We start from the raw sequence: 26,725 nt of genomic DNA, 5'->3' as shown, positions 1-26,725 counted from the left end.
CCACGATACAGAGAGAGGGCCGCATGGGCGTCGACGCAGGGCTGATCGAATGGGTGGCGGAGGCGCTGGCGCCGATCGGCACCGTCACGTCGCGGCGGATGATGGGCGGGGCGACGCTCTATTGCGACGGCACCATCTTTGCGATCGCCGGCGACGACGGGCTCTGGTTCAAGGCGGATGCCGAGAGCGACGCGGCCTGGGACGCGGCCGACTGCGCGCGCTTCACCTATGCCAAGGGCGACGGCACCACCGGATCGATGAACTACCGGCGTGCGCCCGACGACGTCTATGACGATGCGGACGCGATGCGGGAGTGGGCCGGGCTCGCGCTGGCGGCTGGGGCGCGGGCGCCGAAGCCGAAGCGCAAGAACAAGCGCTGAAACGACGAACCCCGCCGGCACCTGGGTGCCGACGGGGTCCGGATTACGTGTCGCTCAGCGCTTAGTCGCGGCCGGGCACGTCGTGGTCGAGCGGTTCCTCGCCACGGTCCTTGGCGGCGTTGTAGCGCTCGATCGCCTCCAGGGTGATGCGTGCCGCCTCGTCGGCGTCGCCCCAGGTGCCGACGCGCACCCACTTCTGCTTCTCCAGGTCCTTGTAGTGGGTGAAGAAGTGCTCGATCTGCTGGAACACGATCTCCGGCAGATCGGCGCGGCCGCCGACCTTGGTGTAATAGGGGAAGGTCGAGTCCACCGGCACGCAGACGAGCTTCTCGTCGCCGCCGGCTTCGTCTTCCAGGTTCAGCACCGCGATCGGACGCGCGCGCACGACGCAGCCCGGGATGAACGGCGTGCGCGACACGACCAGCGCGTCGAGCGGATCGCCGTCCGGCGACAGCGTGTGCGGCACGAAGCCGTAGTTCGCCGGATAGCGCATCGGGGTGTGCAGGATGCGATCGACGAACAGCGCACCCGACGCCTTGTCGAACTCATACTTCACCGGCTCGCCGCCGGTCGGCACCTCGATGATGACGTTCAGGTCTTCCGGCGGGTTCTTGCCCACCGGCACCATGTCGATCCGCATGTCGTGTTGTCCCTTTTACTTGGCGGCGAGCAGGCGATCGAGGCCCGTCTCACCCTGTCCGGTCTTTTCCAGCCGCGGATAGCGCAGGCCATCGTGATAGTCGATTGCCACCTCGCGCAGCTTGTCGCCGTTCTTGACCAGCAGGCGGATGGGCGTGCGATTGCCCTTGGACGCGGTGACCGCGGCCTTGAGGCGATCGGCGCTGTAGCTTTCGCCGTTCACCGCGACGATGCTGCTGTCGACGGTGAGCCCCGCGTCGAACGCCGGGCTGCCCCAGGCGACCGAGTTGACCGAGCCCGACTTGCCGGTGACGAGGCCCAGCGAATAGCTGAGATCAGCCTGCTCGCGGGTGCGGTCGTTGTTGACGAAATAAGGGGTCGGCTGGTCGCTGTAGACCAGGCGATAGCCGTTGTTGGTGAAGCCGGCGAGCGGCGCGCGCTCCGACACGCCGTTGACGCGGCTGTTGAGGAAGCCGGCCCAGTCATAGGGCTGGATGCCGTTCAGCGTCTGCACCACGTCGTCCAGCGTGTAGGTGAGGACGCCCCAGTCGCCGTCGCGCACGCCGAAGAAGGCACGGGCGAAGTCGTCGATGCTCTTGGCGCCGCCCGACTGCTGGCGGAGGATCGAGTCCACCTCCATCCAGATCAGCAGGCCCTCGTTGTAATAATCCTCCGAGCGCTGCCAGCTGGTCCAGCCCTTGGGCCGGCGCGCCGAGATGATGGGGTCGTTGGTGGTGTCCACCAGCGGGCGCCATTCGCGCGCACGGCGGGTGTCGAGGCTGGCTGCGATCGCGGCATAGGCGTCCAGCGTGTCCTGCTTGGTGACGATGCCCGAGCGTGCCTGGAGCACATAGCCCCAGAACTGGGTCTGGCCTTCATAGACCCACAGCAGCGAGTTGCGCATGGGCGTGCGATAGTCGGGCGTCCACAGGTCCGCACCACGGCGGAACTTGCCGTCCCAGCTGTGGCTGAATTCGTGCGGGAGCAGGTTGCGGCTGCCGGCACCGTCGTTCCACTTGGTGAAATAGCCCGGCTTCACGCCGTTTTCGGAGCTGCGGTGATGCTCCAGGCCGATGCCGCCCATGGTATCGGTGATCGCCAGCAGGAACTCGTACTTGTCGTAGTGCTGGGCGCCGAACGCGCGGGTCGCCTGCTCGACGAGGCGCTTGTGCGCGTCGATCTGCTCGGGCGTGGCGGCGAGCTCTTCAGGGCTGTCGGCGAAGACGTTGAGGTCGACGCGCGGCGACAGCGCCCACTGGCGATAGTGTTTGCCGGCAAAGGTGGGGGAGTCGACCAGCGTTTCGTAGCTGGTGCGCTGGTAGGAATAGATCGAGCCGTTGTTGGTCGCCGGCAGGCCTGCCGCCGCACTCCAGCCCGCCGGATATTTGGCGGTCGCCTGGATCGGGATGCGGCGGGTGAAATAGCCGGCCGGGTAGAGGCTCACCGAGTTCCACTGGAGGTTCAGCATCGAGGGCGCCATGACGATGCGGCCCTGATCACCGGCGGTCGCCGACAGGAACTGGAAGCTGACGTCGAGCTTCTTGGTACCGGCGGGCACGTCGATGTGGAAGGCGAACACGTCGACCGGATCGCGGGTCCAGGGCACCACCTTGCCATTGGCGCGGATCACCAGGCCGGCGAGCTTCTCGATCTCACCGCGCGGGCTGTGCGCGCCCGGCAGCCACTTCGGGAACAGCAGCACCATGTGGCCCGCCCCGGCGACCGGAATGGTCTCCTTCACGTTGAAGATGCCGCGCTGGATGTCGGTCGCGTCGACCTCCAGCAGGAGGGTGCCGGGATAGTCGATGTCGCGCGGGGCCGGGATCGTGTCGGTGAAGGGCACCGGCTGCGGCAGGGTATTGCCGGCGGGGTTCAGCTGCGCATGGGCGGGAACGGCAGAAGCGAGCAACAGGGCGGCGAACGCAGGGGTGCGAAACATGACGGCCTTTCGTCGAGGTGAGATGGTGTCGTGTAACGACATATCGCAGCGGGCGTCCAGCCTGTCGCAAGGCGGGACACGATTCCGGCTTCGATCCGCCGGGTGCGGCGGCTAGGGTCGGGCATGGCCTCCACGCTCGTGCCCGCTGCCGACACCGCGACCGCCGCCGATCCGCGCCCGCGATCGGCGGTGAGCACGGGCACCGGCCTCGCCGGCATGGCCGGGCTGCTCGCCTGGGTCGCGATCGCGCGCCACTACGGCATGGACGGGCCCTATGCGGCGCTGGTGAGCCTCGTCGCCTGCGGGCTGCCGATGCTCGCCTGGTCGGTGCTGGTGGACAAGGTGCATCGCAACCCTTCGACCGGGATCGACTGGGCGAACCCGCGGCCGTGGCGGGCGACGCTGGACGTCAGCATCACCAAGCTGGCGGGGCTGTGGGCGACCTGGGTGGGGATCGCGCTGCTCTATGCGACCGGGCGCTTCTATTGGGACGGCGGCTTCGCCTTTGCCATGTGGTGCTTCGGCTATGCGGCGCCGGTGCTGTTCGTGCTGTCGATCCCCTATGTGCTGTGGATCGACCGCCACCTGGTGGCGCCGCGCGACGGCTGCTGGGCGTTCGGCGCCTGGCTGATGCATCTGGACGAGCCGATCGAGCGCGAGGCGATCTTCGACCATCTGCGCGCCTGGGCGGTGAAGGCGTTCTTCCTGGCGTTCATGCTGGGGATCGTGCCGGGCGGCTTCCGCGAGTTCGTCGCCGCCGACACGGCCACGGTGCTGCACGATCCCGTAGCGCTGGCACAGTGGCTGATCACCTTCATGTTCCTGGTGGACGTGGCGTTTGCGACCTGCGGCTATATCCTGGCGCTGCGGCCGATCGACACGCACATCCGCTCGGCCAATCCCTATGCGGCCGGCTGGGCGGCGGCGCTGATCTGCTACCCCCCGTTCGTGCTGATGGGCGACGGTGGCCCGCTCGACTATCATCCGGGAGGGGCCGAGTGGACGCACTGGTTCGCGGGGCATCCGGTGATCCTCGCGGCGATCGGCGCGGCGCTGGTGGCGCTGACGTTCGTCTATGCGTGGGCGACGGTGGCGTTCGGCCTGCGCTTCTCCAACCTCACCAATCGCGGGATCATCACCAACGGGCCGTACGCCTGGAGCCGCCACCCGGCCTATCTGTCGAAGAACCTGTTCTGGTGGCTGGTGAGCTGGCCGATGCTGGTGACGACCGGCAACTGGCTGGACGCGTTCCGCAACACCGCGATCCTGGGGCTGGTGAGCGGCGTCTATTACTGGCGCGCGCGCACCGAGGAGCGGCACCTGCTCGCCGATCCCGACTACCGGGCATATTATGACTGGATGGGGCGGCACGGGGTGGTGCCGCGGTTCTTCAAATGGCTGCGCGGCTAGCGGTGCCGTGCTCCTGCCTACGCAGGAGCCCAGGGTAACAGGCGCTGTGCTGTGTGGCTCTGGGCTCCTGCTTTCGCAGGAGCACGGGAACGGTCATGAAGTCGCGGTCAGAACGTCAGTTCGTCGTACACCCGCGTGACGTCGCCGTCCCAGCTGCTGCCGTAGCGGTCGAGCAGCTGCTGCGCGGGTACCCGGCCGTCGCGCACGACATCGCGCAACGGGGTGAGGAAGCCGGTCTCGTCGTCGCCGGCCGCGTCGAGGCGGCCGCGCGCCTTGAGGCCGGCACCGGCGATGTCGAGCACCTGCCGGGCGATGTCGCGCAGCGTGCCGCCCTTGGTCCCGAGCGGCGCGTCGAGGCCGAGGCGCGGCACCGAGTCGCGGAGCGCCTGGCGGGTCTCCAGGCTCCAGTCGTTGACGAGGTCCCAGGCGGCATCGAGCGCGCCCTGGTCGTAGAGGAGGCCGACCCACAGCGCCGGGAGCGCGCAGATCCGGCCCCAGGGACCGCCATCGGCGCCGCGCATCTCCAGGAAGGTCTTGAGTCGCACTTCGGGGAAGGCGGTGGAGAGATGGTCGGCCCAGTCGTCCATCGTCGGCAGCTCGCCGGGGAGGACGGAGAGCTCACCCTTCAGGAAGTCGCGGAAGGAGAGGCCGGCCGCGTCGATATACTTGCCGTCGCGGTAGACGAAGTACATCGGCACATCGAGCGCATAGTCGGCATAGCGTTCGTAGCCGAAGCCGTCCTCGAACACGAAGGGCAGCATGCCGGTGCGGTGCGGATCGGTGTCCGACCAGATGTGGCTGCGATAGGAAAGCATGCCGTTGGGCTTGCCTTCGGTGAACGGCGAGTTCGCGAACAGTGCGGTTGCGAGCGGCTGGAGCGCCAGGCCGACGCGGAACTTCTGCACCATGTCCGCTTCGGAAGCATAGTCGAGGTTCACCTGGATGGTGCAGGTGCGCAGCATCATGTCGAGCCCCATGCTGCCGACGCGCGGCATGTGGTTGAGCATGATGGCGTAGCGGCCCTTGGGCATGATCGGCAGCTCGGCACGGGTCTTGTCCGGCCACATGCCCAGACCCAGGAAGCCCAGGCCCAGCTTCTCGCCGACGGCCTTCACCTGTTGCAGGTGGCGGCCGGTCTCTCCGCAGGTCTGGTGCAGGTTCTCGAGCGGGGCGCCCGAGAGTTCGAGCTGGCCGGCGGGCTCCAGGCTGACGGTGCCGTCCTTGCCGGCGAGCGCGATGACCTTGCCGTTCTCCTCGATCGGCGTCCAGCCGAACTCGGTCAGCGCCAGCAGCAGGTCGCGGATGCCGCCGGGCTCGTCATAGCTGGGGGCGCGATGGTCGCTGGTGCGGAACACGAACTTCTCGTGCTCCGTGCCGATGCGCCAGCGTTCCGCGGGCTTCTCGCCGCCTGCGAAATAGCCGATCAGCTGGTCGCGGGTCTCGATGACCGCTGCGCTGGTGTCCGAAACGGTCTTGGTGCTCATGGGCTGCGCCCATAGGCGGTGCCGCGGTGCGGCGCCAGCGCCGTTTTGATGCCGTACGTTACCAGTCGCCGGCGCTGGCCATCCAGACGCTGATCGCGGCGGCCGCCGCTGTCTCCGCGCGCAGGATGCGGGGGCCGAGCGTGACGCCGTAGGCCTGGGGCAGCGCGCGGATCGCCTCGCGCTCCTCCGCGTCGAAGCCGCCCTCCGGCCCGATCAGCACGGCGCCGGGGCCGCGGTGCTGCGCCATGGTCGCAGACGCCGGGGCGCCGCCGGTCTCGTCGGCGAAGAACAGCGCGCGCTCGGCGGGCCAGTCGCGCAGCAGCGCGGCGAGCTTCACCGGCTCGGCCAGCTCGGGAAGGGCGGTGCGGTCGCACTGCTCGGCCGCCTCGATCGCATGCGCGCGCAGCCGGTCGAGGTTGAGCCGGTCGACCACGGTGCGGCGGGTGAGCACCGGGACGATGCGCGCCACGCCCAGCTCACACGCCTTTTCCACCGTCCAGTCGATGCGCCCCTTCTTGAGCGGGGCGGCGCAGAGCCACAGGTCGGGCACCGGCTCACGCGGGCGCAGCAGGTCGGTGACCTGGAGGGTGAGGTCACGCTTGCCGGCATGGGCGACGGTCGCGAGCCACTCGCCGGTCCGGTCGTCGAACAGCTTGACCGGATCGCCCGGCTTCGCCCGCAGCACCGACAGCAGATAATGCGCCTGCGGTCCGTCGATGCGGATCGCGGCATCGGGTGCGATCGTCGCTTCCAGGAACAGGCGCGGGGTGGACTGCGGCGGCCAGGCGGGGGTTGCGGGCATGGACCGGGTGTTAGGCGAAGCGGGCGGCTTCGTCACGTCACCGGGCAATCGTCGGCGACGATGACGCGGTCGCGCCCCTCCTTCTTCGCCTGGTACATGGCGGCGTCCGCGCGATCGGTCGCGGTGTCGATCGTGTCGCCGGGCGTCACGCAATAGGCGCCGACGCTGAGCGTGATCGGGACGCGCGCGCCATCCCCCAGCACGACGGGCGCCGCGCAGACGGCCGCGACCAGCCGGTCCGAGACGGTTTCCAGCGGATCAGCGCCGAGGCCGGGCAAGAGCACGATGAATTCGTCGCCTCCCCAGCGGCCGCACAGGTCCGTGGGGCGGAGTGCTGCCTGGATGCGGTGCGCGATCTCCGCCACCACGGCATCGCCCGCGACATGGCCGAAGCGGTCGTTGATCTGCTTGAAATGGTCGACGTCGATCAGCAGCAGCCCGACCGAGCCCGCGCCGCGCTGACGCTGCACCGCATCGAACGCCGCCACGAAGCCGCGGCGGTTGGCGACGCCGGTCGCCGAATCGCGGTTGGCGAGCCGTTCCAGCTCGATCGTCCGCTCTCGCACCCGCGCTTCGAGCGAGCGGGTGTGTTCGGCGACCGCGCGTGCCATTGCCGCGAACCGGCGCGACAGGCGCCCGATCTCGTCGTTGCGGTCGGAGTCGAGCTGCTCGGCGGGTTGAAAGTTGCCGCGTTCCGCCTCGATCACGCTCATCTCGAGCTGGCGGAGCGGATCGAGCACCACGCGCTTGAACAGGACGACGGCGAGCGCGCCGCCGATCACCAGCATCAGCACGATCAGCGCGGCGAGCGGGCCGAACAGGCGGCGGTCCACCATGGCATCGGTGTCCATGACCGTCACATTGTACCAGTCGAGCCCGTTCAGATAACCGACGCCGACCAGCACGCGTTCGCCGCCCATCTCCAGGAAGCTGGACCGCGCGGACGCGCGGCCCGAGGCGACGTCCGCCATCATCGCGTGCAGCCGGGCGCGATCGTCGGCGTTGCTCAGCATGGCGAAGACGGTGGGCGGATGCTTGCGGTTGGGGTCGGAATAGCGGTCGACCTTGCTCGGATCGCGATGCGCCTGCACGGCCCCGTCGTGGTCGACGAAGAAGGTGGAGACGCCGGCCTGGGTGTCGGCCAGCGCCTCGTGCACGAAGGAGGAAAGGTCGACGGCGGTCCCGGTGACGCCCAGTGCCTTGCCCTCGAAGCGGATCACGCAGTTGACGAACACGCGCGTGCGCTTGGCGAGATCGTCCGCGTCGACGTTCAGGTGGCAGTCGCGCGGGCGGGACAGCGCCTCGAAGAACCAGCGGTCGCGGTTGTTGCCCGGCTGCACGGTGAGGCGCGGGCGGTCGGCCGAATAGCGGCTGCCGGGCTCCTCGTAGAAATATTGGCGCGAGGCGGCGGAGCCCACGAAGAAGGTGCCGCCCGCCGACAGCTGCACGACGCGGCGCAGCTCGGCGATGGCGGCGCGGCGCTTTGCGGGATTGCCCTCGTCGCGCAGCCAGCCGATGAGCGCTTCCGAACGCGCGTTCGTTTCGGCAAGCGCGACATCCCGCTGCAGCGTGCCGAGGCCGCGTGCCCGATCATAGAGTACCTGCCGCTCGGCAAAGCCCGACCCGAGCCGCACCAGCGTCAGGTCGACGACGCGGCCGAACGCCACGAAGCCGACCAGCGCGAGGAGGCCGATCAGCAGCATGCCCACCATCAGAACGCGGGCGGTCAGGCTGGCGGAGACCGCACGCCAGAACCCCTTGAAGGGGAGCAGCTTGTTCGACCTGATCTTGCGTCTCCTGGGATTCGGCGCTCGCTTTGTGGCGCCGTCCAGGGCCTTCAAGCACGTAAACAGTAAATAATGTAGTCGGTGAGCTCGGGCAACGCGGGAAGCGCGCGGGAGTTTCCCGGGCGACCACGCACACGGGCTGTCCAAGCTCCGTCCATCTGTGGCAGCAGGCCGCATGACATCCCCGATTCTTCTGTTGCAGCCGCGCCGGCACTCAAGCTCCTTCCGCCACGTTCCCCAGGCGAGGGGCGGCACGCGATGACGGCGGCGACCGAGATCGTTCCCGACAGCGAGCATCGCGGGCTCGTCGGGCGGCTGCCGGCGGGGCTGCGGCCGTTCGCCTTGCTGGCGCGCTTCGACCGCCCGATCGGCTGGTGGCTGCTGTTCTGGCCCGGCGCCTGGGCGATCGCGCTGGCGGGCCAGGGGATCGCGCGCTGGGACATGATCGCGTGGTTCCTGCTCGGCAGCATCGCGATGCGGGGCGCGGGCTGCGTCTACAACGACATCGTCGACCGCGACCTCGACCGGCAGGTGGCGCGCACGCGCAGCCGGCCGCTGGCGAGCGGGGCGGTGTCGCTGAAGGCGGCCTGGGCCTGGCTGCTGATCCTGTGCGCGGTCGGGCTGCTGGTGCTGGTGCAGCTGAGGCTGGCGGCCGCGATCGTCGCCGTCTCCAGCATCGTGCTGGTCGCTGCCTATCCCTTCATGAAACGGATCACCTGGTGGCCGCAGGCGTGGCTTGGGATCGTGTTCAGCTGGGCGGCGCCGGTCGGCTGGGTGGAGGTGACCCACGGCAGCATCGTGCCGATGCTGCTGCTCTATGCGGGATCGATCACCTGGGTGATCGGCTACGACACCATCTATGCCCTGCAGGACGTGGAGGACGATGCGCTGGTGGGCGTGCGTTCGTCGGCACGGGCGATGGGGGCGAAGGTTCGGCCCGGCGTCGCAGGCCTGTACCTGGTGTCGCTGCTGTGCTGGGCGGGCGCCTTCTGGCAGGTGTTCCCGACGCCGCTCGCGCTCGTGGCGCTGCTGCCAATGGCGCTGCACCTGTTGTGGCAGGTGGCGACGCTTTCGCCGCAGGACGGGCACAACACGCTGGCGCGGTTCCGCAGCAATCGCGACGCGGGGCTGCTGATGTTCCTGGCCTGCCTGGTGGTGGGGACGGCGGCCTGAATCGCCGCCGCGGCTTTGACCTTGGGGCCCCGGCTCCCTAAGTCGCGGCCATGCTGACCCCCGAACAGGCGCAAGCCCGTGCCGCGCAGGCGATCGACCGAGCCCGCGCCCGTGGCGCCGATGCCGCCGACGCCATCCTGATCGCCGACACGGCGCTTTCCGTCTCCGTGCGCCTGGGCGCGCTGGAGGACGTCGGCCGATCCGAGGGCGGCGAGCTGGGCCTGCGCGTCTTCGTCGGCAAGCGTTCGGCGAGCGTCGCCACCTCCGACCTGTCGGACGCGGCGCTGGACGCGGTGGCCGAGCGGGTGGTGGCGATGGCGCGGCTGGCGCCCGAGGACGCCTGGGCCGGGCTGGCGCCGGCCGATCGGCTGATGAAGGGCACCGCCCCGCTGCTCGACCTCGACGACGGCGGCGAGGTCTCGCCCGAGGCGCTGAAGGCGCAGGCGCTGGCGGCCGAGGATGCGGCGCGCGGCGTGGCTGGCGTCACCAACTCCGAGGGCGGCAGTGCGAGTGCCAGCCGCGCGGTGGTGGCGCTGGCCACCAGCCACGGCTTTGCCGGCAGCTACGCCGTCACCAGCCACGGCGTCTCGGCAAGCGTGCTGGCGGGTACCGGATCGGGCATGCAGCGCGACTATGCGCACCACAGCGCGCGCCATCGCGCGTCGCTGGAGGCGCCGGAGGCGATCGGGCGCCTGGCGGGCGAGCGTGCGGTGGCGCGGCTCGATCCGGCGCGGATTGCGTCGGGTGCGATGCCGGTGGTGTTCGATCCGCGGGTGGGGTCGAGCCTGCTCGGCCATCTGACCGGCGCGATCGCGGGGCCGGGCGTGGCCCGCGGCACCAGCTTCCTGCGCGAGGCGCTCGGGACGGCGGTGTTCGGGCCGGGCGTCACCATCCGCGACGATCCGCACCGGCCGCGCGGCCTGCGCTCACGGCCGTTCGACGGCGAGGGGCTGCCGGTCTCGCCGCTTGCGATCGTCGAGAGCGGCGTGCTGCAGAGCTGGCTGCTGGACAGCGCCTCGGCGCGGCAGCTGGGGCTGGAGCCGACCGGCCATGCCACCCGCGGGATCGGCGGCGGGCCGGGCGTGGGCACCAGCAACCTCTACATGGAAGCGGGGCGCATCACGCGCGAGGCGCTGATCGGCGAGATCGAGCACGGCGTGCTGGTGACCGAACTGATCGGGCATGGCGTGAACGGCGTGACGGGCGACTATAGCCGCGGCGCCGCCGGCTTCCTGATCGAGAAGGGCGCAATCACCCGCCCGGTCGCGGAGATCACCATCGCGGGCAACCTGCGCCAGATGTTCGCGGGCCTGGTGCCGGCGAGCGACCTGGAATTCCGCTATGGCGTGAACGTGCCGACGATCCGGATCGACGGGATGACGGTGGCGGGTGGCTGACACGCTGCTCGACGAACTGGCGGCGATCGCTGCCGAAGCGGCGACGCTGGCGCATGGGCGCGCGGCGACCGACTTCGAGCGCTGGGAAAAGGCGCCGGGGAACCCGGTGTGCGAGATCGACCTGGCGGTGGACGCGCTGCTGCGCGAGCGGCTGAGCGCGCTGCTGCCGGACGCGGGCTGGCTGTCGGAGGAATCGGCCGACGATCCCGTCCGGCTTGCCAAGCGGCGGGTGTGGATCGTCGATCCGATCGACGGCACCCGCGACTATATCCGCGGGCGGCCGGGCTGGTCGGTGTCGGTGGCGCTGGTGGAGGATGGGCAGCCGGTGCTGGGCGTGCTCGATGCCCCGGCGCGGCACGAGCGCTGGCGCGCGGCGGCGGGCGAGGGCGCGTGGCGCAACGGCGTGCGGCTGACGGCGAGCGACATCGCCCGGATCGCGGGCGCGCGCACGCCGGTGGACGCGCTGCCCAAGGCGGACCGCGACCTCGTGGCCGTGGCCAAGCCCAATTCGATCGCGCTGCGCATGGCGATGGTGGCGGCGGGCGAGGCGGACCTGCTCGCGACCTTCCGCTGGGGCAATGAATGGGACGTGGCCGCGGCGGTGCTGCTGCTGCGCGAGGCCGGCGCGACCGTGACCGACTCGCTCGGCAAGCCGCTGCGCTTCAACACGCCGCGCGCGCAGGCGTTCGGCGTGCTGGCGACCGCGCCCGGCATCCATGCGGCGGCGGTGGAGCGCCTCCGGCCGCGCGCGATCGCGGCGCTGGGGCGGCCCTGACCGCCCGCTAGGCGCGGGCGAGATCCTTCAGCCGGTAGAGCGCGTCGAGCGCTGCGCGCGGGGTGAGGGAGTCGAGGTCCAGCGTGGCGAGTTCGCTGCGCAGCGCATCGGGCTTTTCCTCCTCGGCCGGTTGGAAGGCGGCGAACAGCGGCAGGTCGTCGAGCCCGGCGGCAAGCCCGCCGGTCTTCTGGCGACCCGCCTCGAGCTTGGCGAGCACCGCTTTCGCGCGGGCGACCGTGGCGGGCGGAAGCCCCGCGAGCCGGGCCACCGCCAGGCCGTAGCTGCGGTCGGCCGGGCCCTCGCCCAGTTCGTGGAGGAGCACAAGGTCCCCCTTCCACTCGCGCGCACGCACGTGGTGCAGGCTCAGCGCCTCGCAGCGTTCCGCCAGGCGGGTGAGCTCGTGATAATGGGTCGCGAACAGGCAGCGGCAGCGGTTGTCCTCGTGGATCGCCTCCACCACCGCCCAGGCGATGGCGAGGCCGTCGTAGGTGGAGGTGCCGCGGCCGACTTCATCCAGGATCACGAAGCTGCGCGGGGTCGCCTGCGCCAGAATGGCGGCGGTCTCGACCATCTCGACCATGAAGGTAGAGCGGCCGCGCGCGAGATTGTCCGAGGCGCCGACGCGGCTGAACAGCCGGTCGACCAGGCCGAGCGTGGCGCGGGTGGCGGGGACGTAGCTGCCCGCCTGGGCCAGCACTGCGATCAGCGCGTTCTGGCGCAGGAAGGTCGACTTGCCGCCCATGTTGGGGCCGGTCACCAGCCACAGGCGATTGTCCTCCGACAGGCGGCAGTCGTTGGCAACGAAGCGGCCGCCGGCCTTGGCGACGGCGGCTTCGACCACCGGGTGGCGGCCGCCCTCGATCTCCAGGCAGGCGTGGTCGACCAGGTCGGGGCGTGCCCAGCCGCCCTCGGCCGCGCGCTCGGCGAGGCCGGCGGCGACGTCGATGCGGGCGAGGGCGTCGGCAGTGGCGGCGATCGCCTCGCGGGTTGCAAGCACCTGGCCGGTCAGTTCCTCCAGATGTGCGGCCTCGGCGGCGAGCGCATGGGCGCCCGCCTGGGTGACCTTCAATGCCACGTCATGGAGTTCGGGCGCGTTGAAGCGCACGCAGCCGGCGAGCGTCTGGCGGTGGGTGAAGCCGCTGTCGGCCTTCATCAGCGCGTCGGCGGCGCGGGCCGGCACCTCGATATGATAGCCGAGCACGCCGTTGTGGCGGATCTTGAGCGCGTTGACGCCGGTGCGGGTGCGGAACTCCGCCTCCAGCGCGGCGATGGCGCGGCGGCCGCCGGCGCCGGTGGCGCGCAGATCGTCGAGGGCGGCGTCATAGCCTTCGGCGATATAGCCGCCGTTGGCGGCGTCGATCGGCGGTGAAGGGACGAGCGCGCGGGTGAGCAGCTCGACCAGCGCACCGTGGCCGCGCAGCGCCGGCACCAGCCGGCCAAGCAGCGGCGGCGCGTCGGCGAGCTGTTCGAGGCGGTCGCCGAGCGTGCGGGCACCGTCCAGGCCGTCGCGCAGCTGCCCCAGGTCGCGCGGGGAGCCGCGGCCGGCGGCGATGCGGCCGAGCGCGCGGCCAACGTCGGGAAGCGCGCGCAGGGCGGAGCGCACGCCGTCGCGCAGGCCGGGATCGTCGTGGAAGCGGGTGACGGCGTCGAGCCGCGCCTCGATTGCGGCACGGTCCATCAGCGGCGCGGCGATGTCGGCACCGAGCAGGCGTGCGCCGGCACCCGTGACGGTGCGGTCCACGGCGTCGAGCAGGCTGCCGCTGCGGGTGCCGGAGGTGGTGCGGGTGAGCTCCAGGCTCTCGCGGGTGGCGGCGTCGACGGCCATGCACTGGTCGTTGCGCGACACCAGGGGCGGGCGGAGGAAGGGGAGGCTGCCGCGCGCGGTATGGTCGAGATAGGCGACCAGCCCGCCGGCCGCGGCGAGCCCGGCGCGGCCGAAGCTGCCGAAGCCGTCGAGTGTGGCGACCCCGAACAGCGCCTTCAGCCGCGCCTCCCCGGCGGCGCTGTCGAAGTCGATCCGGGGACGCAGACTGGTTGCGATCTCGGCAAAGGCGGAAGACTCGGAGGCGACCACCTCGGCAGGGGCGAGCCGGGCGATGGTGGCGGCGAGCGCATGCGCGTCCGTCTCGATCAGCTCGAAGCGGCCGGTGGAGACGTCGGCGGCGGCGATCGCGACCTCGCCGCCCGCCTCGCCCACCGCCACACACCAGTTGGCGGCGCGCGCGTCGAGCAGCGCTTCCTCGGTTAGCGTGCCGGCGGTGACCACGCGCACGATCGCGCGCGCGACCAGCGCCTTGGAGCCGCCGCGTTTCTTGGCTTCCTCGGGCGTCTCGACCTGCTCGGCGATGGCGACACGGTGCCCGGCCTTGATCAGCCGCGCCAGGTACCCCTCGGCGGCATGGATCGGCACGCCGCACATCGGGATCTTGGCGCCCTCATGCTCGCCGCGCGCGGTGAGCGCGATGTCGAGCACGGCCGCAGCGATTTTAGCGTCGTCGTGAAACAGTTCAAAAAAGTCGCCCATGCGGTAGAACAGCAGGCAGTCGGCGGCTTCGGCCTTGAGCGCGAGATATTGCGCCATCATCGGGGTCGGGGCTGGAACGGCAGGCATGCGCGCGTGGGTAGCCGAAGAAGCGACCGGCGTCATGCCCGCTGCGGTGGGGTGACGGAGGCGAGGATGCGTCCTAAGGGCAGAGCCATCAGTGCGGGAAGGTTGCAGATGGCAGAAGAATCGAACGTCCAATTCTCCGAGCGCGAGGCGCTGCTGTTCCATTCGGAGGGGCGCCCGGGAAAGATCGAGATCATCGCGTCGAAGCCGATGTCGACGCAGCGCGACTTGGCGCTCGCCTATTCGCCGGGCGTCGCCGTGCCGGTGCGCGCGATCGCGGCCGACCCTGCCACCGCCTATGACTATACCGCCAAGGGCAACCTGGTCGCGGTGATCTCCAACGGCACCGCGATCCTTGGCCTCGGCAACCTGGGCGCGCTCGCGTCCAAGCCGGTGATGGAAGGCAAGTCGGTGCTGTTCAAGCGCTTCGCCGACGTCGATTCGATCGACATCGAGCTGAAGACCGAGGACGTCGATCGCTTCATCGACGCGGTCGAGCTGATGGAGCCGACCTTTGGCGGCATCAACCTGGAGGACATCAAGTCCCCGGAATGCTTCATCATCGAGCAGACCCTGCGCGAACGCATGAACATCCCGGTGTTCCATGACGACCAGCACGGCACCGCCATCATCGCCGCCGCTGGCCTGATCAACGCGCTGTACCTGACCAAGCGCGACATCGCCGAGACCAAGGTGGTGATGAACGGCGCGGGTGCGGCCGCACTCGCCTGCGCAGACCTGGTGAAGGTGATGGGCGTCAAGCAGGAAAACCTGCTGATGGTCGACCTGGACGGCGTGCTCTACCAGGGCCGCGAAGCCGGCATGAACCAGTGGAAGTCGGCGCATGCCGTCGCCACCGACAAGCGCACGCTCGCCGAGGCGCTGGACGGCGCCGACGTGTTCATGGGGCTGTCGGCGGCGAACGCACTGCCGGCCGAGCTGCTCAAGAAGATGGCGCCGAACCCGATCGTGTTCGCGATGGCGAACCCGGATCCGGAGATCACCCCGCCCGAGGCCAAGGCCGCGCGCCCGGACGTGATCATCGCCACCGGCCGTTCGGACTATCCGAACCAGGTCAACAACGTGCTGGGCTTCCCGTTCATCTTCCGCGGCGCGCTCGACGTGCGCGCGACCACGATCAACGACGCGATGAAGGTCGCCGCCGCAAAGGCGATCGCCAAGCTCGCGCGCCAGCAGGTGCCCGAGGAAGTCGCGGCCGCCTATGGCGTCAAGCACAGCTTCGGCCCGGAATACATCATCCCGGCGCCGTTCGATCCGCGGCTGATGGAGCTGGTGCCCGCCGCCGTCGCCCAGGCGGCGATGGAGTCGGGCGTGGCGACCAAGCCGATCCTGGACATGGACGCCTATCGCCACACGCTGCGCGGCCGGCTCAATCCGACCACCTCGGTGCTCAGCCTCGCCTATGAGGGCGCCAAGGCGCACCCGAAGCGCGTCATCTTTGCCGAGGGCGAGGAAGAGGTGGTGCTGCGCGCCGCGATCAACTTCCGCGAGGGCGGTTATGGCACGCCGGTGCTGGTGGGCCGCGACGACGTGTACGATCGCCTGCGCGCGCTGGGTGTCACGGACCCGGAGACCTACGAAGTCCACAACAGCCGCCATTCGCCGCTGGTGCCGCAGATGGTCGACTTCCTCTACGCGCGCCTCCAGCGCCGCGGCTATCTGCGTCGCGATTGCGAGCGGATGGTGAACCAGGATCGCAACATCTTCGGCGCACTGCTGCTGCAGCTGGGCGAGGGCGATGCGATGATCACGGGCGTCACGCGCACCTATGCGCAGACGATCCGCGAGCTGCGCCGCGTGATCGATCCCAAGGAAGGCCGCACGCCGTTCGGCATCCACGTGCTGGTGGGGCAGAGCCACACGGTGTTCATCGCCGACACGACGGTCAACGAGCGTCCGAACTCCGAGGAGCTGGCCGACATCGCCGAAGCGACCGCGCAGGTCGCGCGTCGCATGGGCCACGAGCCGCGGGTCGCGTTCCTGAGCTACGCCAACTTCGGCAACCCCGAGGGCAAGTGGCTGGAGCAGCTTCGCGGGGCCGTCGGCGTGCTCGACAAGCGCGAGGTGAGCTTCGAATATGAGGGCGAGATGACGCCCGACGTCGCGCTCAACCCGCGCCAGCTGGCGAACTATCCGTTCGCGCGCCTGTCGGGCCCGGCCAACGTGCTGATCATGCCGGGTCTGCAGTCGGCCAACATCTCGGCCAAGCTGCTGCGCGAACTGGGCGGCGACGACATGATCGGCCCGATGCTGATCGGCATGGAAAAGCCGGTGCAGATCGCGCCGATGACGTCGACCGCGAGCGAGCTGGTGACGCTGGCGGTGCTGGCGGCCGGCGGCATGGTCGACGGCTGATCCTTCGGGGGAGGGGCCGCGGTTGCGCGGCTCCTCCCGCTGATGGCGGGGCTGCGCCAGGTCGCTCACGTTGCCCTTCGTCGTGCTCCTGTAGGCAGGAGCCCAGGGTTGTTGAAGCGTGGCCTAGGTTGCTCTGCTGAGCCTTGGGTGCCTTCCTGCCCCAGGGATACGCGGCTGCCATGCCGCGCCTCACACATGAAAATGCCCGCCGGAGAGACTCCGGCGGGCACCTTTCCTCCCCAGGAACGGGTGGGCGGGGCTCTAGGCCCGGCCGAGACGGTGATCGGGGTGCCGGACGGCAAGGTCCGCTGCCGGCGACACGACCTTGTCATGTCCTTTACAGCTGCACCCTGAAGTTGCCGGACTTCCTTGCCCTACGACTGCGCCTTTCAGAAGCACGCGCGCGCTACAAAAGGGGTCATGGAGTGGAAACGCTCGCCCCGGAAGCAGTGATGCTGTAAAGTCTTCACAGACGATGCCGGGAAGGAGTGGGATGGCGGAGCGCAAGCTGCTGGCGGGACATGCGGTCCGTCGGGTGCGGCGGCAGGCTGGGCTCACCCAGGCGGCGATGGCCGAACTGCTCGGCATTTCGCCCAGCTACCTCAACCTCGTGGAGCGCAACCAGCGTCCCTTGTCGGCGGCATTGCTGGTGCGGCTGGCCGAGCGGTTCGACTTCGATCCGCGCACGCTGACCAGCGGCGAGCCGGCGGGCGGGGTGGATGCGCTGCGGCGGCGGCTGGCTGACCCGATGTTCGCGGACCTGGAGATCGACCGCCATGAAGTCGCCGAGTGGCTGGCGAGCGCGCCTGGCGGGGCGGAGGCGTTCGCGCGCGTGTTCGACCGGCTGGGCGGCGCGGCGGGTGCCCCCGGAGCCGCACCTGCCGCGGACGACCCGCAGGTGCTGGTGCGGCGCGAAGTGGAGCGGTGGCGCAACCATTTCGCCGAACTGGACGAACTCGCCGAGGGCGTGGCCGACGAGCTGCGGCAGTCGGCAGCGGACCTTGGCGCCGCGCTCGCCGAGCGGCTGCGGGTGCGCCACCAGCTTTCGGTGCGGGTGCTGCCGGCCGAGGTGCTGCCCGACCGGCTCTATCGCCTGGACCTTCACGCGCGGCAGTTGCAGCTGTCGGAGCTGCTGGGGCCGGCGCAGCGCCTGCAGCTGCTCGCGCGGCAGATCGGGCAGGGCGAGGCGCGGGTGCCGGTGGAGGCGCTGGTGCGCGGCGCCGGCTTTACCGATCGGGCGGCGGAGCGGCTCTATCGCCGCCACCTGCTGGGCTATTTCGCGGCGGCCGTGACCATGCCCTACGCCCGATTCCTGCGCGCGTGCGAGGCGACCGGCTATGACGTGCCGCTGCTCGCGCGGCGGTTTGGCACGTCGTTCGAGCAGGTGGCGCATCGGCTGACCACGCTGGGCCGGGTGGGCGCACGGGGGCTCGCCTTTTGCCTCTTGCGGATCGATCGGGCCGGGCAGGTGTCGAAGCGCTTTGCCGGGATGAGCGGATCGCCGGTGGCGGACGCCGCCGGGCTCTGCCCGCTGTGGAGCGCGTTCGAGGCGTTCGCCCGCACCGATGCGGCGGTGACCCAGCTGGTCGAGCTGGAGGACGGCAGCCGCTGGTTCAGCTGGGCGCACGTCGTCCACCCGGCGGTGGGCGAGGTGGCGGGGGTGCGCGCGCGCTATGCGATCGCGCTGCTGCTGGGGACCGACCAGGCGCGCGGCTGGGCGGCGGCGCGGGGCACCGAGCTGGGCGGCGAGGCGGTGGGCATCGGCCTTGGCTGTCGCGCCTGCACGCGGCGCGACTGCGGCCAGCGCTCGGCGCCGCCGGCGGGACACGCGCTGCTGGTCCAGGAGCGCGAGGGCGGGGTGACGCCCTTCGCCTTTGCCGGGGACTGACCGACACAAGTTGCTAACACTTTGATGCTATTGGGGATGCATGACCGATACGCCTTCCCGCGGATGCGGTGCCTGCCGCGACGGACGGGCGCTCGATTTTCCCATCTCGATGGCATTCCAGCCGATCGTCGACCTGCGCACGGGGCGCCCCTGGGCCTATGAGGCGCTGGTGCGCGGGGCCGAGGGGGAGTCCGCTGCGAGCGTGCTGGCGCGGGTGACGCCGGAGAACCGCTATGCCTTTGACCAGCAGTGCCGGGTGGCGGCGATCGAGGGTGCAGTGGCGGCTGGCCTGCTGGAGACGGGGGCGCGGCTGTCGATCAACTTCCTGCCGAACGCCGTCTATTCGCCCAAGGCCTGCATCCAGCTGACGCTGCGGACCGCGCAGGCGACCGGCCTTCCGACCGACCGGCTGATGTTCGAGTTCACCGAGGACGAGAAGATGGCCGATCCGGCGCATGTGCTGGATATCGTCGAAAGCTATCGCGAGATGGGGTTCACGACCGCGCTGGACGATTTCGGCGCGGGCTATGCCGGGCTCGGGCTGCTCGCGCGGTTCCAGCCCGACGTCATCAAGCTCGACATGGCGCTGCTGCGCGGCCTGGACGCGAGCGAGCCGCGCCGGGTGATCGTGGACGCGATGGTGGGGCTGTGCCGCAGGCTGGGCGTGACGGTGATCGCCGAGGGGATCGAGACGCGCGGCGAGCTGGACGCGGTGCGCGCGCTCGGCATCGAGCTGGTGCAGGGCTATCTGCTGGCGAAGCCGGCGTTCGAGGCGCTGCCGGATCCGGTGCTGGCCTGAGGGCAGGGGGCCAAGACCTCATGAACGGATCGTTCGAGAACCCGGAGGATTTCGCCGCGGATCTGAAGAGGCGAAAGGAAGCGGCGGAGGGTCTGGAGAAGGATCTCCTGACGGAGGTGCCTCTGCTTTACGGATCGCCGGGCCGGAGGGAGCCGCACGGTGATCCCGGGATCCTCCTTGCAGAGATGCATCGGCAAGACCTGCAGCGGCGCAATGGTGGCGGCGTACCTCCGTCGAAGGGGAGGCGAGAGGGTGTGTCGCTCCCCTTCGAGCGCGTGATAGCAGGCTTGGCTCTCGTGCTTGTGGTGGTGTTCTTTCTCCTCCGCTAGCGCCGGGGGCGGATCACGTCTGCCTTCCGTTCAAACATCCGACGCGGAGGCGTTGTACGCCGAGCTCTCGCAGGCGCCGGAGACAGCTCGGGTCAAGAGCCCCCACCCCCCGAGGCTTACCCGGCGGCACCCAAACCGGAACGGCTGCAAACGCCACTTGCGGACGTTGATTCAGCTAGCTCATACTGCGGCAACCAACATGAAGGGGCGGAGTATGGGTTCGGCTCGGCGAGTGATAGGACTGGCGAGCCTCCTGGTCACCGTAGCGCTGGCCGCCTCATATTGGAGAGTGATCGAACTCGGGCCCGCGCTAGAGAAGTTGATGTTCGCGTGCCTAGTGATTGGGCTCTTGGCTATAACAACCATAGAATGGGCAGAGAGATTTAGGCGTTCCACCGGCTCAACACCTGCCATTGCGAACCGCCCTCCCGTCGCGCAGATCGCCCGGATGGAAATCTCGATCATCTTCGAACCCGCGTTCCAAGGTCAAAAAGCAGGCGCGGTTTGGATCGTGGAGAGTGACGAAAATCGCCGGTGGTTCAAGAAGCAGTCCGATCTTGATGCTGGCAGCGCGATATTCACCCCGGAAGGCAGGGAGATCGGGCATGAGGCCATACTCCGGTCTATCTGGAACGTCCAAGAGCACTACCCGGACTGGTCGCGGATAACCGTCAGCGGCGTGGTTCTTACCAACGAGTTGTCTAGAGAACTTCGCGATGAAGGCGACATGATGGAGATGGAAGAGGGGTTCGCGCTCGTTCGAGCGTAGTCGCCTTACCTACGACTGGGATCCAGAAGCAGTCGTTCCGCTTTCCACCAGTTTCCGGCTATCCCAGTGAGGAGAGAACCTCCGCCCTCCTCCGCCGAATGCCCGGACTCAGGAGCCGTGCCGCCGAGCGATACTCCGACGGTGCCCCGGAGCGTCCTCGGCTGCTGGCACGCACTGCTGAACAGCCGCGGCGGTAATGTGGCGCTGGACGGCGCTGGGTCCGATCAACACACGGCCGTGCAGCCACCCTCGGTGTTCCAGCGCTGGCCGTCCATCCGCCTCCGGCTCAGGGCGTCTCCAGGAGGCAGGGGAGCGCCGGGACCGGCGCCCCTCGCGCCCCGAAGCGATCAGGCGCGTGCGGATGCGTCCGACGGCGCCATGCGGGTGCAATTCCGGCCGCTCGTCTTTGCCTCGTACAGATGCTTGTCGGCTCGGGAGAGCCAGGCCTTGGGCTCTTCCATCTCGCCACATTCCGCGACGCCAACGCTGGCGGTTACCGAGATGCGGTGTCCTCCCGGCATCTCGAAACGGTGGTTCTGGATGGCTTCGCGCAGCCGTTCCGCCGCGACGAAGGCGTCTGCCGCGCCGGTCTCGGGCAGGAGCACGCCGAACTCCTCTCCGCCCAGACGCCCGTAGACGTCGGCCGGGCGAAGCACCTTCGCGATCAGCTGGCCCATCTGTCGCAGAACGTCATCGCCCGCAGGATGTCCGAAGCTGTCGTTGATCGTCTTGAAGTGATCGATGTCCACGATCGCGAGCGAGCTCGGCCGGTGATAGCGCCTGTGCCGGGCGATTTCGCGGCCGAGCTGTTCTTCGAACCCCCGACGGCTCAGGGCGCCGGTCAGAAAGTCCGTGCTCGCAATCAGGCGCAACTCCATCTCGTCGCTGACGATGTTGGCGAAGTTGCTCAGGATCGCGATGTCGGCGGGGCTGAAGCGGCGCGGCTTCGTGTCCATCGCGCACAGCGAGCCCACATTATAGCCCTCCGACGTCCGGAGCGGGACACCCGCGTAGCTGCGGATGCGCGGACCCCCTTGCACCAGCGGGTTTCCGGCGAAGCGCGCGTCGAGATGCGTGTCTTCGATGATGAGCGGCTCGGCCTGCTGGATCGTGTACGTGCAGATCGAAATCGACCGGGCGGTTTCCTGAACCTCCAGGCCGCGCTGCGCCTTGAACCACTGGCGATCCCGGTCGACGAGGGAGACGGTGGCGATCGGGACGGCAAGGACGGTCCGCACCAGGGTGACGATCTTCTCGAACGGCTGCTCGGGCGGCGTCTCGAGGATCTGCAACCGTCCGAGTGCGGCGAGCCGGCCTTCGTCGTCTGCCAGCTTCGGCTCAGTCACCGGACCGCTCCCGGACCAGGGCGCGAATCGCCGCCGTGAGCTCGCTACGGTAGCTGTCGAGCAGCTGCGAGACGCTCGCCTCGATGATCTCTTCCCCCACGCCGGCGGCCCGCAGGCTCTCCACCAGCGCCAGAAGATGGGCCTGGTGACGTGCCACGCTCTCCTGAAGCTCCGGCGGAACGGGGCCGGTGATCAACGGCTCCGACGCGCCGGCGGACGAAGATGGGGAGCTTGGGTCGGGTAGGCTGGCCATTGCGTCATTATAGGGGAGGAAAGCGCGACGCCTAGTACCGTGCGGCGCTTGCCCCACCGAGGCGGGGCATGCCCGACGGCAGTCCGAACTTAGCGGCGGAGACGCTCTCCGCCAGGATGCTGAAGACGCGGCAGAAATCGAATAGCGGTAGACTGGCGGACCGACGGGTGCCGTCCTCTAGGCTCACTTCTGCCTTTTCGACGCGGCGACGATGGCCTTGTAGAGGTCCGGCGCGGGCTTCGAGGTGATGATTGCCGCAAGGCACTTTGGCACTGCGGCGCCACCGGCCGAGGAAGCTAGGGCGAACAGACGAAACTCGTTCGGGCCGTACGGAAACCAGCGAAAAAACCCGTCCACTTTCCTGGCCCGGTTAATCGATTCAGGTTCCAAAAGGACGATCCCAGCCCGCCCTTTCAGCGGTAGCACGATGTCCACCTCCTGCCGTCGAATGTCTGGCCCGCTTTCGCTTTCGCGTACGAAACCGAATCCGACCCGCACGCTGCCGTCGAGGATCGTCTCGGCCGCCTCCTCATTTGACATCGCGGCGATGGCTGTCCTGTCGCAGGAAGTCGCGGCTGCAGGGCAGGACTGCGCGATCAGGAGGGCGCTGAATAGGGTCGCCGCGGTACGAGGATGTGCGACGACGGAGCGGAGGGCATTCTTCATTCGGGCAGGATAGCACCGATTCCATCTCTCTCCATCGCGGTGGGGTTGGGGAGAGGCGCTCTGCCCTGCGGCTCCGCGCTCGATTTAGAGGCGTTCACTGATGGGTTCATGACCTGGAATTTCCCGGCCAGTCCCGCTCCGCAGTCCTCGGCGGCAAGGCTCCCGGGCGCTGCCGTTGTTCTGCTGGGCCCTGGATCCCCGCCTGTGCGGGGATACTGCGAAATTGGCACCGCCGTCCCTTGGCCACACCCGTATTCCTGCGCGGGCAGGAATCCAGGGTCAAGCAGACCAACGACTTGCGGTGCTTGGGGCCCTGGGCTCCTGCCTTCGCAGGAGCACGGTCAGGGGTTTCGTAGAGGCCTCGCCTGCGCGGGGATGCGGTTGGCTACGGAGGCCGTCAGGCGCCGGCGTTGGTGAGGCGCTCGAGCTGGTCCTTGCTGAGGTCCAGGTCCCAGGAGCCGGTCAGTTCCTCGACCTGCTCGACGCTGGTCGCGCTGGCGATCGGGGCGGTGACGCCGGGCTGGGCGGCGAGCCAGGCGAGCGCGATCTGGGCGAGGGTGGCGCCGGTCTCGGCGGCGACCGCGTCCATCGCCGAAAGCACCGCGGCGCCCTTGCCCTCCAGCAGTTCGGCCATGCCGCGGCCGCGTACGCTCTTCGACAGGTCGTCGCGACTGCGATACTTGCCGGTGAGGAAGCCCGAGGCGAGCCCGTAATAGGGCGTCACCGCGATGTTGTGCTCGATGCACAGGTTCTGGAGCTCGCCCTCGAAGCGGTGGCGGCTGACGAGGTTGTATTCGGGCTGGAACACGTGGATCAGCGGCAGCGCCTCGCGCACGGCGATGTCGATCGCCGACTTCAGCCGCATCGCGTGGAAGTTGGACGCGCCGAGGACGCGCACCTTGCCGGCCTCGACCAGCCGGGCGAAGGCGGCGAGATAGTCCTCCTGGGGAACCGCCTCGTCGTCCTGGTGGGCGAAATAGACGTCGATGCGATCGGTGCCGAGCCGCTGGAGCGACGCTTCGACCGCAGCGGCGATCCGCGCGGGGGCGAGCTTTTCCCCGCCTTCGCCCGGCAACATGCCGACCTTGGTCGCGAGCAGCACCTGGTCGCGCTTGCCGGTGGCGCGCAGCCACTCGCCGATCACGGTCTCGGACTCGCCGCCCTGGTGGCCGCCGACCCAGGCGGAATAGACGTCGGCGGTGTCGATCATCCGCCCGCCGCGCTCCACAAAGGCGTCGAGGACGCGGAAGCTCGTGTCCTTGTCGGCGGTCCAGCCGAAGACGTTGCCGCCCAGCACCAGCGGCGGGGTCTCGAGATCGGTGGGGCCGAGGGGGCGAGGGGTCATGGCCTGTCCATCTGGTTGTCGGCGGCGAGCGCGGCGGCGCTCACGCTGTTGGGGCCGAGCATCTCGGCCGCTTCGTTGAGGGCGCGCGCCTCGTCCGGTCGGATCGCGCCAGGCGCCGCGTCCTCCGGCCCGCCGCAGCCGGCGAGCGCCAGCGGGGCGAGCAGGAGGACGAGGAACCGCATCGCGTCAGTGCTGGAGGTCGTTGCCGGCGTGCTCCAGATGCTCGCCTGTCTCGCGCGTGCCACGGTCGATCGCGCGACCCGCATCGTCGGCAGCGTTGCCGATCGCGGCGCCGGCGCGGTCGATGCCGTTCTCCGCGGCGTCAAAGGCGCGGTCGCTGGCCGCCTCGACGTCGTCGACGGCCTCGCCCATCGTGGCGTTGGCGTCTGCGGCGATGGAATCGGCGGCCTCGCTGGTCTCGTTCTGCGCCTTGTCGCTGCAGGCGGAGAGTGCGAACGCGGCGGCGGCGATCGGAAGCAGAATGGCCTTCTTCATCGGGGGTTCCTCTTTCCTTGACCCTGAAATCATCCGCGGCGCGAACGCACCGCGGGCAGGGTTGTTTCCCTGCCGCAACGGGCGCGTGCAAGCCGTGGCGCGGCGTTGACCCCATATAAAGAAATCTTTATATCACGGCGCATGGCTCCCGCCCTCGACATCTTTCGCGCGCTTGCGGACGCGACCCGGCTGCGCATCGTGGCGCTGCTGCGCTCGATGGAGCTGTCGGTGGGCGAGCTGGCGCAGGTGCTGGGGCAGAGCCAGCCGCGCGTGTCGCGGCATGTGAAGATCCTGGTCGACGCAGGCCTCGCCGAGCGGCGCAAGGAAGGCAGCTGGGTGTTCGTGGCGCTGGGCGAGGAGGCGCGGATCGCGCCGGTGCTCGCCGCGATCGATGCCTGGACGGGCGAGGGCGATCCCTGGACGCTGGCCGACACCGCGCGGCTCGCGGCGGTGCGCGCCGATCGCGCGCAGGCGGCCGCCGCCTGGTTCGAGGCACATGCCGGCGAATGGGACGCGATCCGATCGCTGCACGTGGCCGAAAGCGAGGTCGAGGCAGCGTGCGCGCGGGCGCTGGGTGCGCAGCCGATCGGGACGCTGGTCGACATCGGCACCGGTACCGGCCGAATGCTGGAGCTGTTCGCGCCTCAGGCGGCGCATGCGCTGGGCGTCGACCGCAGCTCGGAAATGCTGCGGCTGGCGCGTGCCAAGCTCTCCGAGCAGGGGCTCGACAAGGCGGAGCTGCGCCAGGCCGATTTCTACCGGCTGCCGCTGTCGGACGACGATGCGGACGCCGCGATCCTGCACCATGTGCTGCATTTCGCGCAGCACCCCGGTGCCGTGATCGCGGAAGCGGCGCGCGTGCTGGCGAGCGGAGGGCGGTTGCTGATCGTCGATTTCGCGCCGCACGAGCGCGAGGACCTGCGCACGCGCGACGCGCATGCGCGACTTGGATTTTCGGACGAGCAGATGCTCGGCTGGTTCGCCGCGGCCGGGCTCGCGCCCGTGCAGACGGAGACGCTGGAAGGCGGCGAACTGACGGTGAAGCTGTGGCTGGCGCGGAAAACCGGCGCCACCCGGGTGGAGAAGCAGGCGGCATGACGATTTCGGTGAACCAGCTCGAGGAAGCGCGCCGCGCGCTCGATGCGCCGCTGTTCGCGGACATGGCGGGCGACGCCGCGGTGTCGTTCGAGTTCTTCCCGCCCAAGTCGGCGAAGATGGAAGAAACGCTGTGGGAGGCGGTGCGCACGCTGGAGCCGCTCGGCCCGCGCTTCGTTTCCGTCACCTATGGCGCAGGCGGGTCGACGCGCGAGCGCACCCACGCGACCGTCGCGCGGATCCAGCGCGAGACCAGCCTGGCGGCTGCTGCGCACCTGACCTGTGTCGAGGCGAGCCGCGACGAGATCGACCAGGTGGCCGAGGAATATTGGGCAGCGGGCGTGCGCCACATCGTGGCACTTCGCGGCGATCCGCCGGTGGCGGGCCAGAAGTTCCAGGCGCATGGCGAGGGCTATGCCAATGCCGCCGAGCTGGTCGCGGGCCTCAAGAAGCTGCACCCGTTCGAGATCTCGGTCGCCGCCTATCCCGAGTGCCATCCGGATTCGGGCACGAAGGTGGAGGACCTGGACAATCTGAAGCGCAAGCTCGACGCGGGCGCGACGCGGGCGATCACCCAATTCTTCTTCACGCCCGAGGCGTTTTTCCGCTTCCGTGACGCCGCGACCGCGGCGGGCATTTCGGCCGAGATCGTGCCGGGGATCCTGCCCGTTTCGAACGTCGCCCAGACGCGCAAGTTCGCGGGCATGTGCGGGGCGGCGATTCCGGACTGGATGGACCGGCTGTTCGAGGGGCTGGACGACCATCCCGCCTCGCGCCAGCTGGTGGCGGCGACGATCGCGGCGGAGATGTGCCGCCGGCTCTATGCCGGCGACGTGCGCCACTTCCACTTCTACACGCTCAACCGCGCCGAACTGAGCTATGCGATCTGCCACCTGCTCGGGCTGCGGCCGAACAAGGCGGCGGGCGCGGTGGCGGCGTAAGGCGCTTCGCCGCTTCGCACGGCATGCCG

The 26,725-nt window shown here is 69.6% G+C and carries 24 protein-coding genes; 12 read left to right on the top strand and 12 right to left on the bottom strand.

Annotation, left to right across the window (positions count from 1 at the left end):
- Positions 1 to 23: 23 nt before the first annotated feature.
- Entirely contained in the window at positions 24 to 380 is a 357-nt protein-coding gene (locus tag EDF69_RS15780) for a TfoX/Sxy family protein (protein ID WP_132883023.1), read from the top strand.
- 61 nt (positions 381 to 441) lie between these two features.
- Here EDF69_RS15780 and ppa read toward each other — a convergent pair whose 3' ends face one another.
- Positions 442 to 1,020, bottom strand: a complete 579-nt coding sequence (gene ppa / locus EDF69_RS15775) for an inorganic diphosphatase (protein ID WP_132883024.1) — start codon at positions 1,018 to 1,020, stop codon at positions 442 to 444.
- A 15-nt stretch (positions 1,021 to 1,035) separates the two neighbouring features.
- On the bottom strand, positions 1,036 to 2,958 hold the full coding sequence (locus EDF69_RS15770; protein ID WP_132883025.1) for a M61 family metallopeptidase: 1,923 nt from the start codon (positions 2,956 to 2,958) through the stop codon (positions 1,036 to 1,038).
- A 123-nt stretch (positions 2,959 to 3,081) separates the two neighbouring features.
- Between EDF69_RS15770 and EDF69_RS15765 the strand changes: the two genes are divergently transcribed.
- On the top strand, positions 3,082 to 4,368 hold the full coding sequence (locus EDF69_RS15765; protein WP_165890001.1) for a methyltransferase family protein: 1,287 nt from the start codon (positions 3,082 to 3,084) through the stop codon (positions 4,366 to 4,368).
- A 107-nt stretch (positions 4,369 to 4,475) separates the two neighbouring features.
- Here the strand turns inward: EDF69_RS15765 and EDF69_RS15760 are convergent, their stop codons facing one another.
- From EDF69_RS15760 to EDF69_RS15750, 3 genes are read right to left on the bottom strand one after another with little or no spacing between them, the layout of a single operon-like run.
- The gene (locus EDF69_RS15760; protein WP_132883026.1) at positions 4,476 to 5,852 is read right to left on the bottom strand and encodes a glutamate--cysteine ligase; all 1,377 of its coding nucleotides are present in this window, start codon (positions 5,850 to 5,852) and stop codon (positions 4,476 to 4,478) included.
- Between the two features lie 58 nt (positions 5,853 to 5,910).
- Complete coding sequence (locus tag EDF69_RS15755; protein ID WP_132883027.1) at positions 5,911 to 6,654, bottom strand: 16S rRNA (uracil(1498)-N(3))-methyltransferase; 744 nt, start codon at positions 6,652 to 6,654, stop codon at positions 5,911 to 5,913.
- A gap of 32 nt (positions 6,655 to 6,686) precedes the next feature.
- Entirely contained in the window at positions 6,687 to 8,366 is a 1,680-nt protein-coding gene (locus EDF69_RS15750; RefSeq protein ID WP_165890002.1) for a GGDEF domain-containing protein, read from the bottom strand.
- A gap of 333 nt (positions 8,367 to 8,699) precedes the next feature.
- On the opposite strand from EDF69_RS15750, the gene ubiA reads away from it, so the two are divergent.
- The 3 genes from ubiA to EDF69_RS15735 are packed head-to-tail and all read left to right on the top strand — an operon-like array spanning position 8,700 to position 11,786.
- The gene (gene ubiA / locus EDF69_RS15745) at positions 8,700 to 9,614 is read left to right on the top strand and encodes a 4-hydroxybenzoate octaprenyltransferase (protein ID WP_132883029.1); all 915 of its coding nucleotides are present in this window, start codon (positions 8,700 to 8,702) and stop codon (positions 9,612 to 9,614) included.
- A gap of 50 nt (positions 9,615 to 9,664) precedes the next feature.
- Entirely contained in the window at positions 9,665 to 11,011 is a 1,347-nt protein-coding gene (locus tag EDF69_RS15740; protein WP_132883030.1) for a TldD/PmbA family protein, read from the top strand.
- Positions 11,004 to 11,786 carry an inositol monophosphatase family protein gene (locus EDF69_RS15735; protein WP_132883031.1) on the top strand — a complete coding sequence of 261 codons (783 nt, stop codon included), beginning with the start codon at positions 11,004 to 11,006 and terminating at the stop codon, positions 11,784 to 11,786. Before EDF69_RS15740 ends, EDF69_RS15735 begins: the two co-directional genes overlap by 8 nt.
- A gap of 7 nt (positions 11,787 to 11,793) precedes the next feature.
- Here EDF69_RS15735 and mutS read toward each other — a convergent pair whose 3' ends face one another.
- The gene (gene mutS / locus EDF69_RS15730; RefSeq protein WP_132883151.1) at positions 11,794 to 14,370 is read right to left on the bottom strand and encodes a DNA mismatch repair protein MutS; all 2,577 of its coding nucleotides are present in this window, start codon (positions 14,368 to 14,370) and stop codon (positions 11,794 to 11,796) included.
- Positions 14,371 to 14,505: 135 nt separating this feature from the next.
- Here mutS and EDF69_RS15725 point away from each other — a divergent pair, with 135 nt between their 5' ends.
- From EDF69_RS15725 to EDF69_RS15705, 5 genes are all read left to right on the top strand, one after another.
- Positions 14,506 to 16,770, top strand: a complete 2,265-nt coding sequence (locus EDF69_RS15725) for an NADP-dependent malic enzyme (RefSeq protein ID WP_132883032.1) — start codon at positions 14,506 to 14,508, stop codon at positions 16,768 to 16,770.
- Between the two features lie 493 nt (positions 16,771 to 17,263).
- Positions 17,264 to 18,658 carry a helix-turn-helix domain-containing protein gene (locus tag EDF69_RS15720; protein WP_132883033.1) on the top strand — a complete coding sequence of 465 codons (1,395 nt, stop codon included), beginning with the start codon at positions 17,264 to 17,266 and terminating at the stop codon, positions 18,656 to 18,658.
- A gap of 40 nt (positions 18,659 to 18,698) precedes the next feature.
- Positions 18,699 to 19,457, top strand: a complete 759-nt coding sequence (locus EDF69_RS15715; protein WP_446740995.1) for an EAL domain-containing protein — start codon at positions 18,699 to 18,701, stop codon at positions 19,455 to 19,457.
- A gap of 20 nt (positions 19,458 to 19,477) precedes the next feature.
- The gene (locus EDF69_RS15710) at positions 19,478 to 19,786 is read left to right on the top strand and encodes a hypothetical protein (protein WP_132883034.1); all 309 of its coding nucleotides are present in this window, start codon (positions 19,478 to 19,480) and stop codon (positions 19,784 to 19,786) included.
- Positions 19,787 to 20,234: 448 nt separating this feature from the next.
- Complete coding sequence (locus EDF69_RS15705; protein WP_132883035.1) at positions 20,235 to 20,555, top strand: hypothetical protein; 321 nt, start codon at positions 20,235 to 20,237, stop codon at positions 20,553 to 20,555.
- Positions 20,556 to 20,902: 347 nt separating this feature from the next.
- Here EDF69_RS15705 and EDF69_RS15700 read toward each other — a convergent pair whose 3' ends face one another.
- From EDF69_RS15700 to EDF69_RS15675, 6 genes are all read right to left on the bottom strand, one after another.
- Positions 20,903 to 21,901 (bottom strand): diguanylate cyclase, encoded by a 999-nt coding sequence (locus EDF69_RS15700; protein WP_132883036.1) that lies wholly within the window; start codon positions 21,899 to 21,901, stop codon positions 20,903 to 20,905.
- Positions 21,894 to 22,058 carry a hypothetical protein gene (locus EDF69_RS15695; RefSeq protein ID WP_165890003.1) on the bottom strand — a complete coding sequence of 55 codons (165 nt, stop codon included), beginning with the start codon at positions 22,056 to 22,058 and terminating at the stop codon, positions 21,894 to 21,896. The genes EDF69_RS15700 and EDF69_RS15695 overlap by 8 nt, the downstream gene beginning before the upstream one ends.
- A 279-nt stretch (positions 22,059 to 22,337) precedes the next feature.
- Entirely contained in the window at positions 22,338 to 22,820 is a 483-nt protein-coding gene (locus EDF69_RS15690) for a hypothetical protein (protein ID WP_132883037.1), read from the bottom strand.
- A 397-nt stretch (positions 22,821 to 23,217) separates the two neighbouring features.
- Positions 23,218 to 24,165: an aldo/keto reductase gene (locus EDF69_RS15685; protein ID WP_132883038.1), complete on the bottom strand. Its 948-nt coding sequence runs from the start codon at positions 24,163 to 24,165 to the stop codon at positions 23,218 to 23,220.
- Positions 24,162 to 24,347 (bottom strand): hypothetical protein, encoded by a 186-nt coding sequence (locus tag EDF69_RS15680; protein WP_132883039.1) that lies wholly within the window; start codon positions 24,345 to 24,347, stop codon positions 24,162 to 24,164. Before EDF69_RS15680 ends, EDF69_RS15685 begins: the two co-directional genes overlap by 4 nt.
- 4 nt (positions 24,348 to 24,351) lie before the next feature.
- Complete coding sequence (locus EDF69_RS15675) at positions 24,352 to 24,660, bottom strand: hypothetical protein (RefSeq protein ID WP_204991403.1); 309 nt, start codon at positions 24,658 to 24,660, stop codon at positions 24,352 to 24,354.
- Positions 24,661 to 24,801: 141 nt separating this feature from the next.
- On the opposite strand from EDF69_RS15675, the gene EDF69_RS15670 reads away from it, so the two are divergent.
- The gene (locus tag EDF69_RS15670; RefSeq protein WP_132883040.1) at positions 24,802 to 25,758 is read left to right on the top strand and encodes an ArsR/SmtB family transcription factor; all 957 of its coding nucleotides are present in this window, start codon (positions 24,802 to 24,804) and stop codon (positions 25,756 to 25,758) included.
- Positions 25,755 to 26,696, top strand: a complete 942-nt coding sequence (metF, locus tag EDF69_RS15665) for a methylenetetrahydrofolate reductase [NAD(P)H] (protein ID WP_132883041.1) — start codon at positions 25,755 to 25,757, stop codon at positions 26,694 to 26,696. The genes EDF69_RS15670 and metF overlap by 4 nt, the downstream gene beginning before the upstream one ends.
- The last annotated feature ends 29 nt before the right edge of the window (positions 26,697 to 26,725 follow it).

Origin of the sequence: Sphingomonas sp. JUb134 (assembly GCF_004341505.2) — a bacterium.
In the GTDB taxonomy this organism is placed as follows: Bacteria; Pseudomonadota; Alphaproteobacteria; order Sphingomonadales; family Sphingomonadaceae; genus Sphingomonas.
This window is presented reverse-complemented; position numbering and strand designations above follow the sequence as displayed.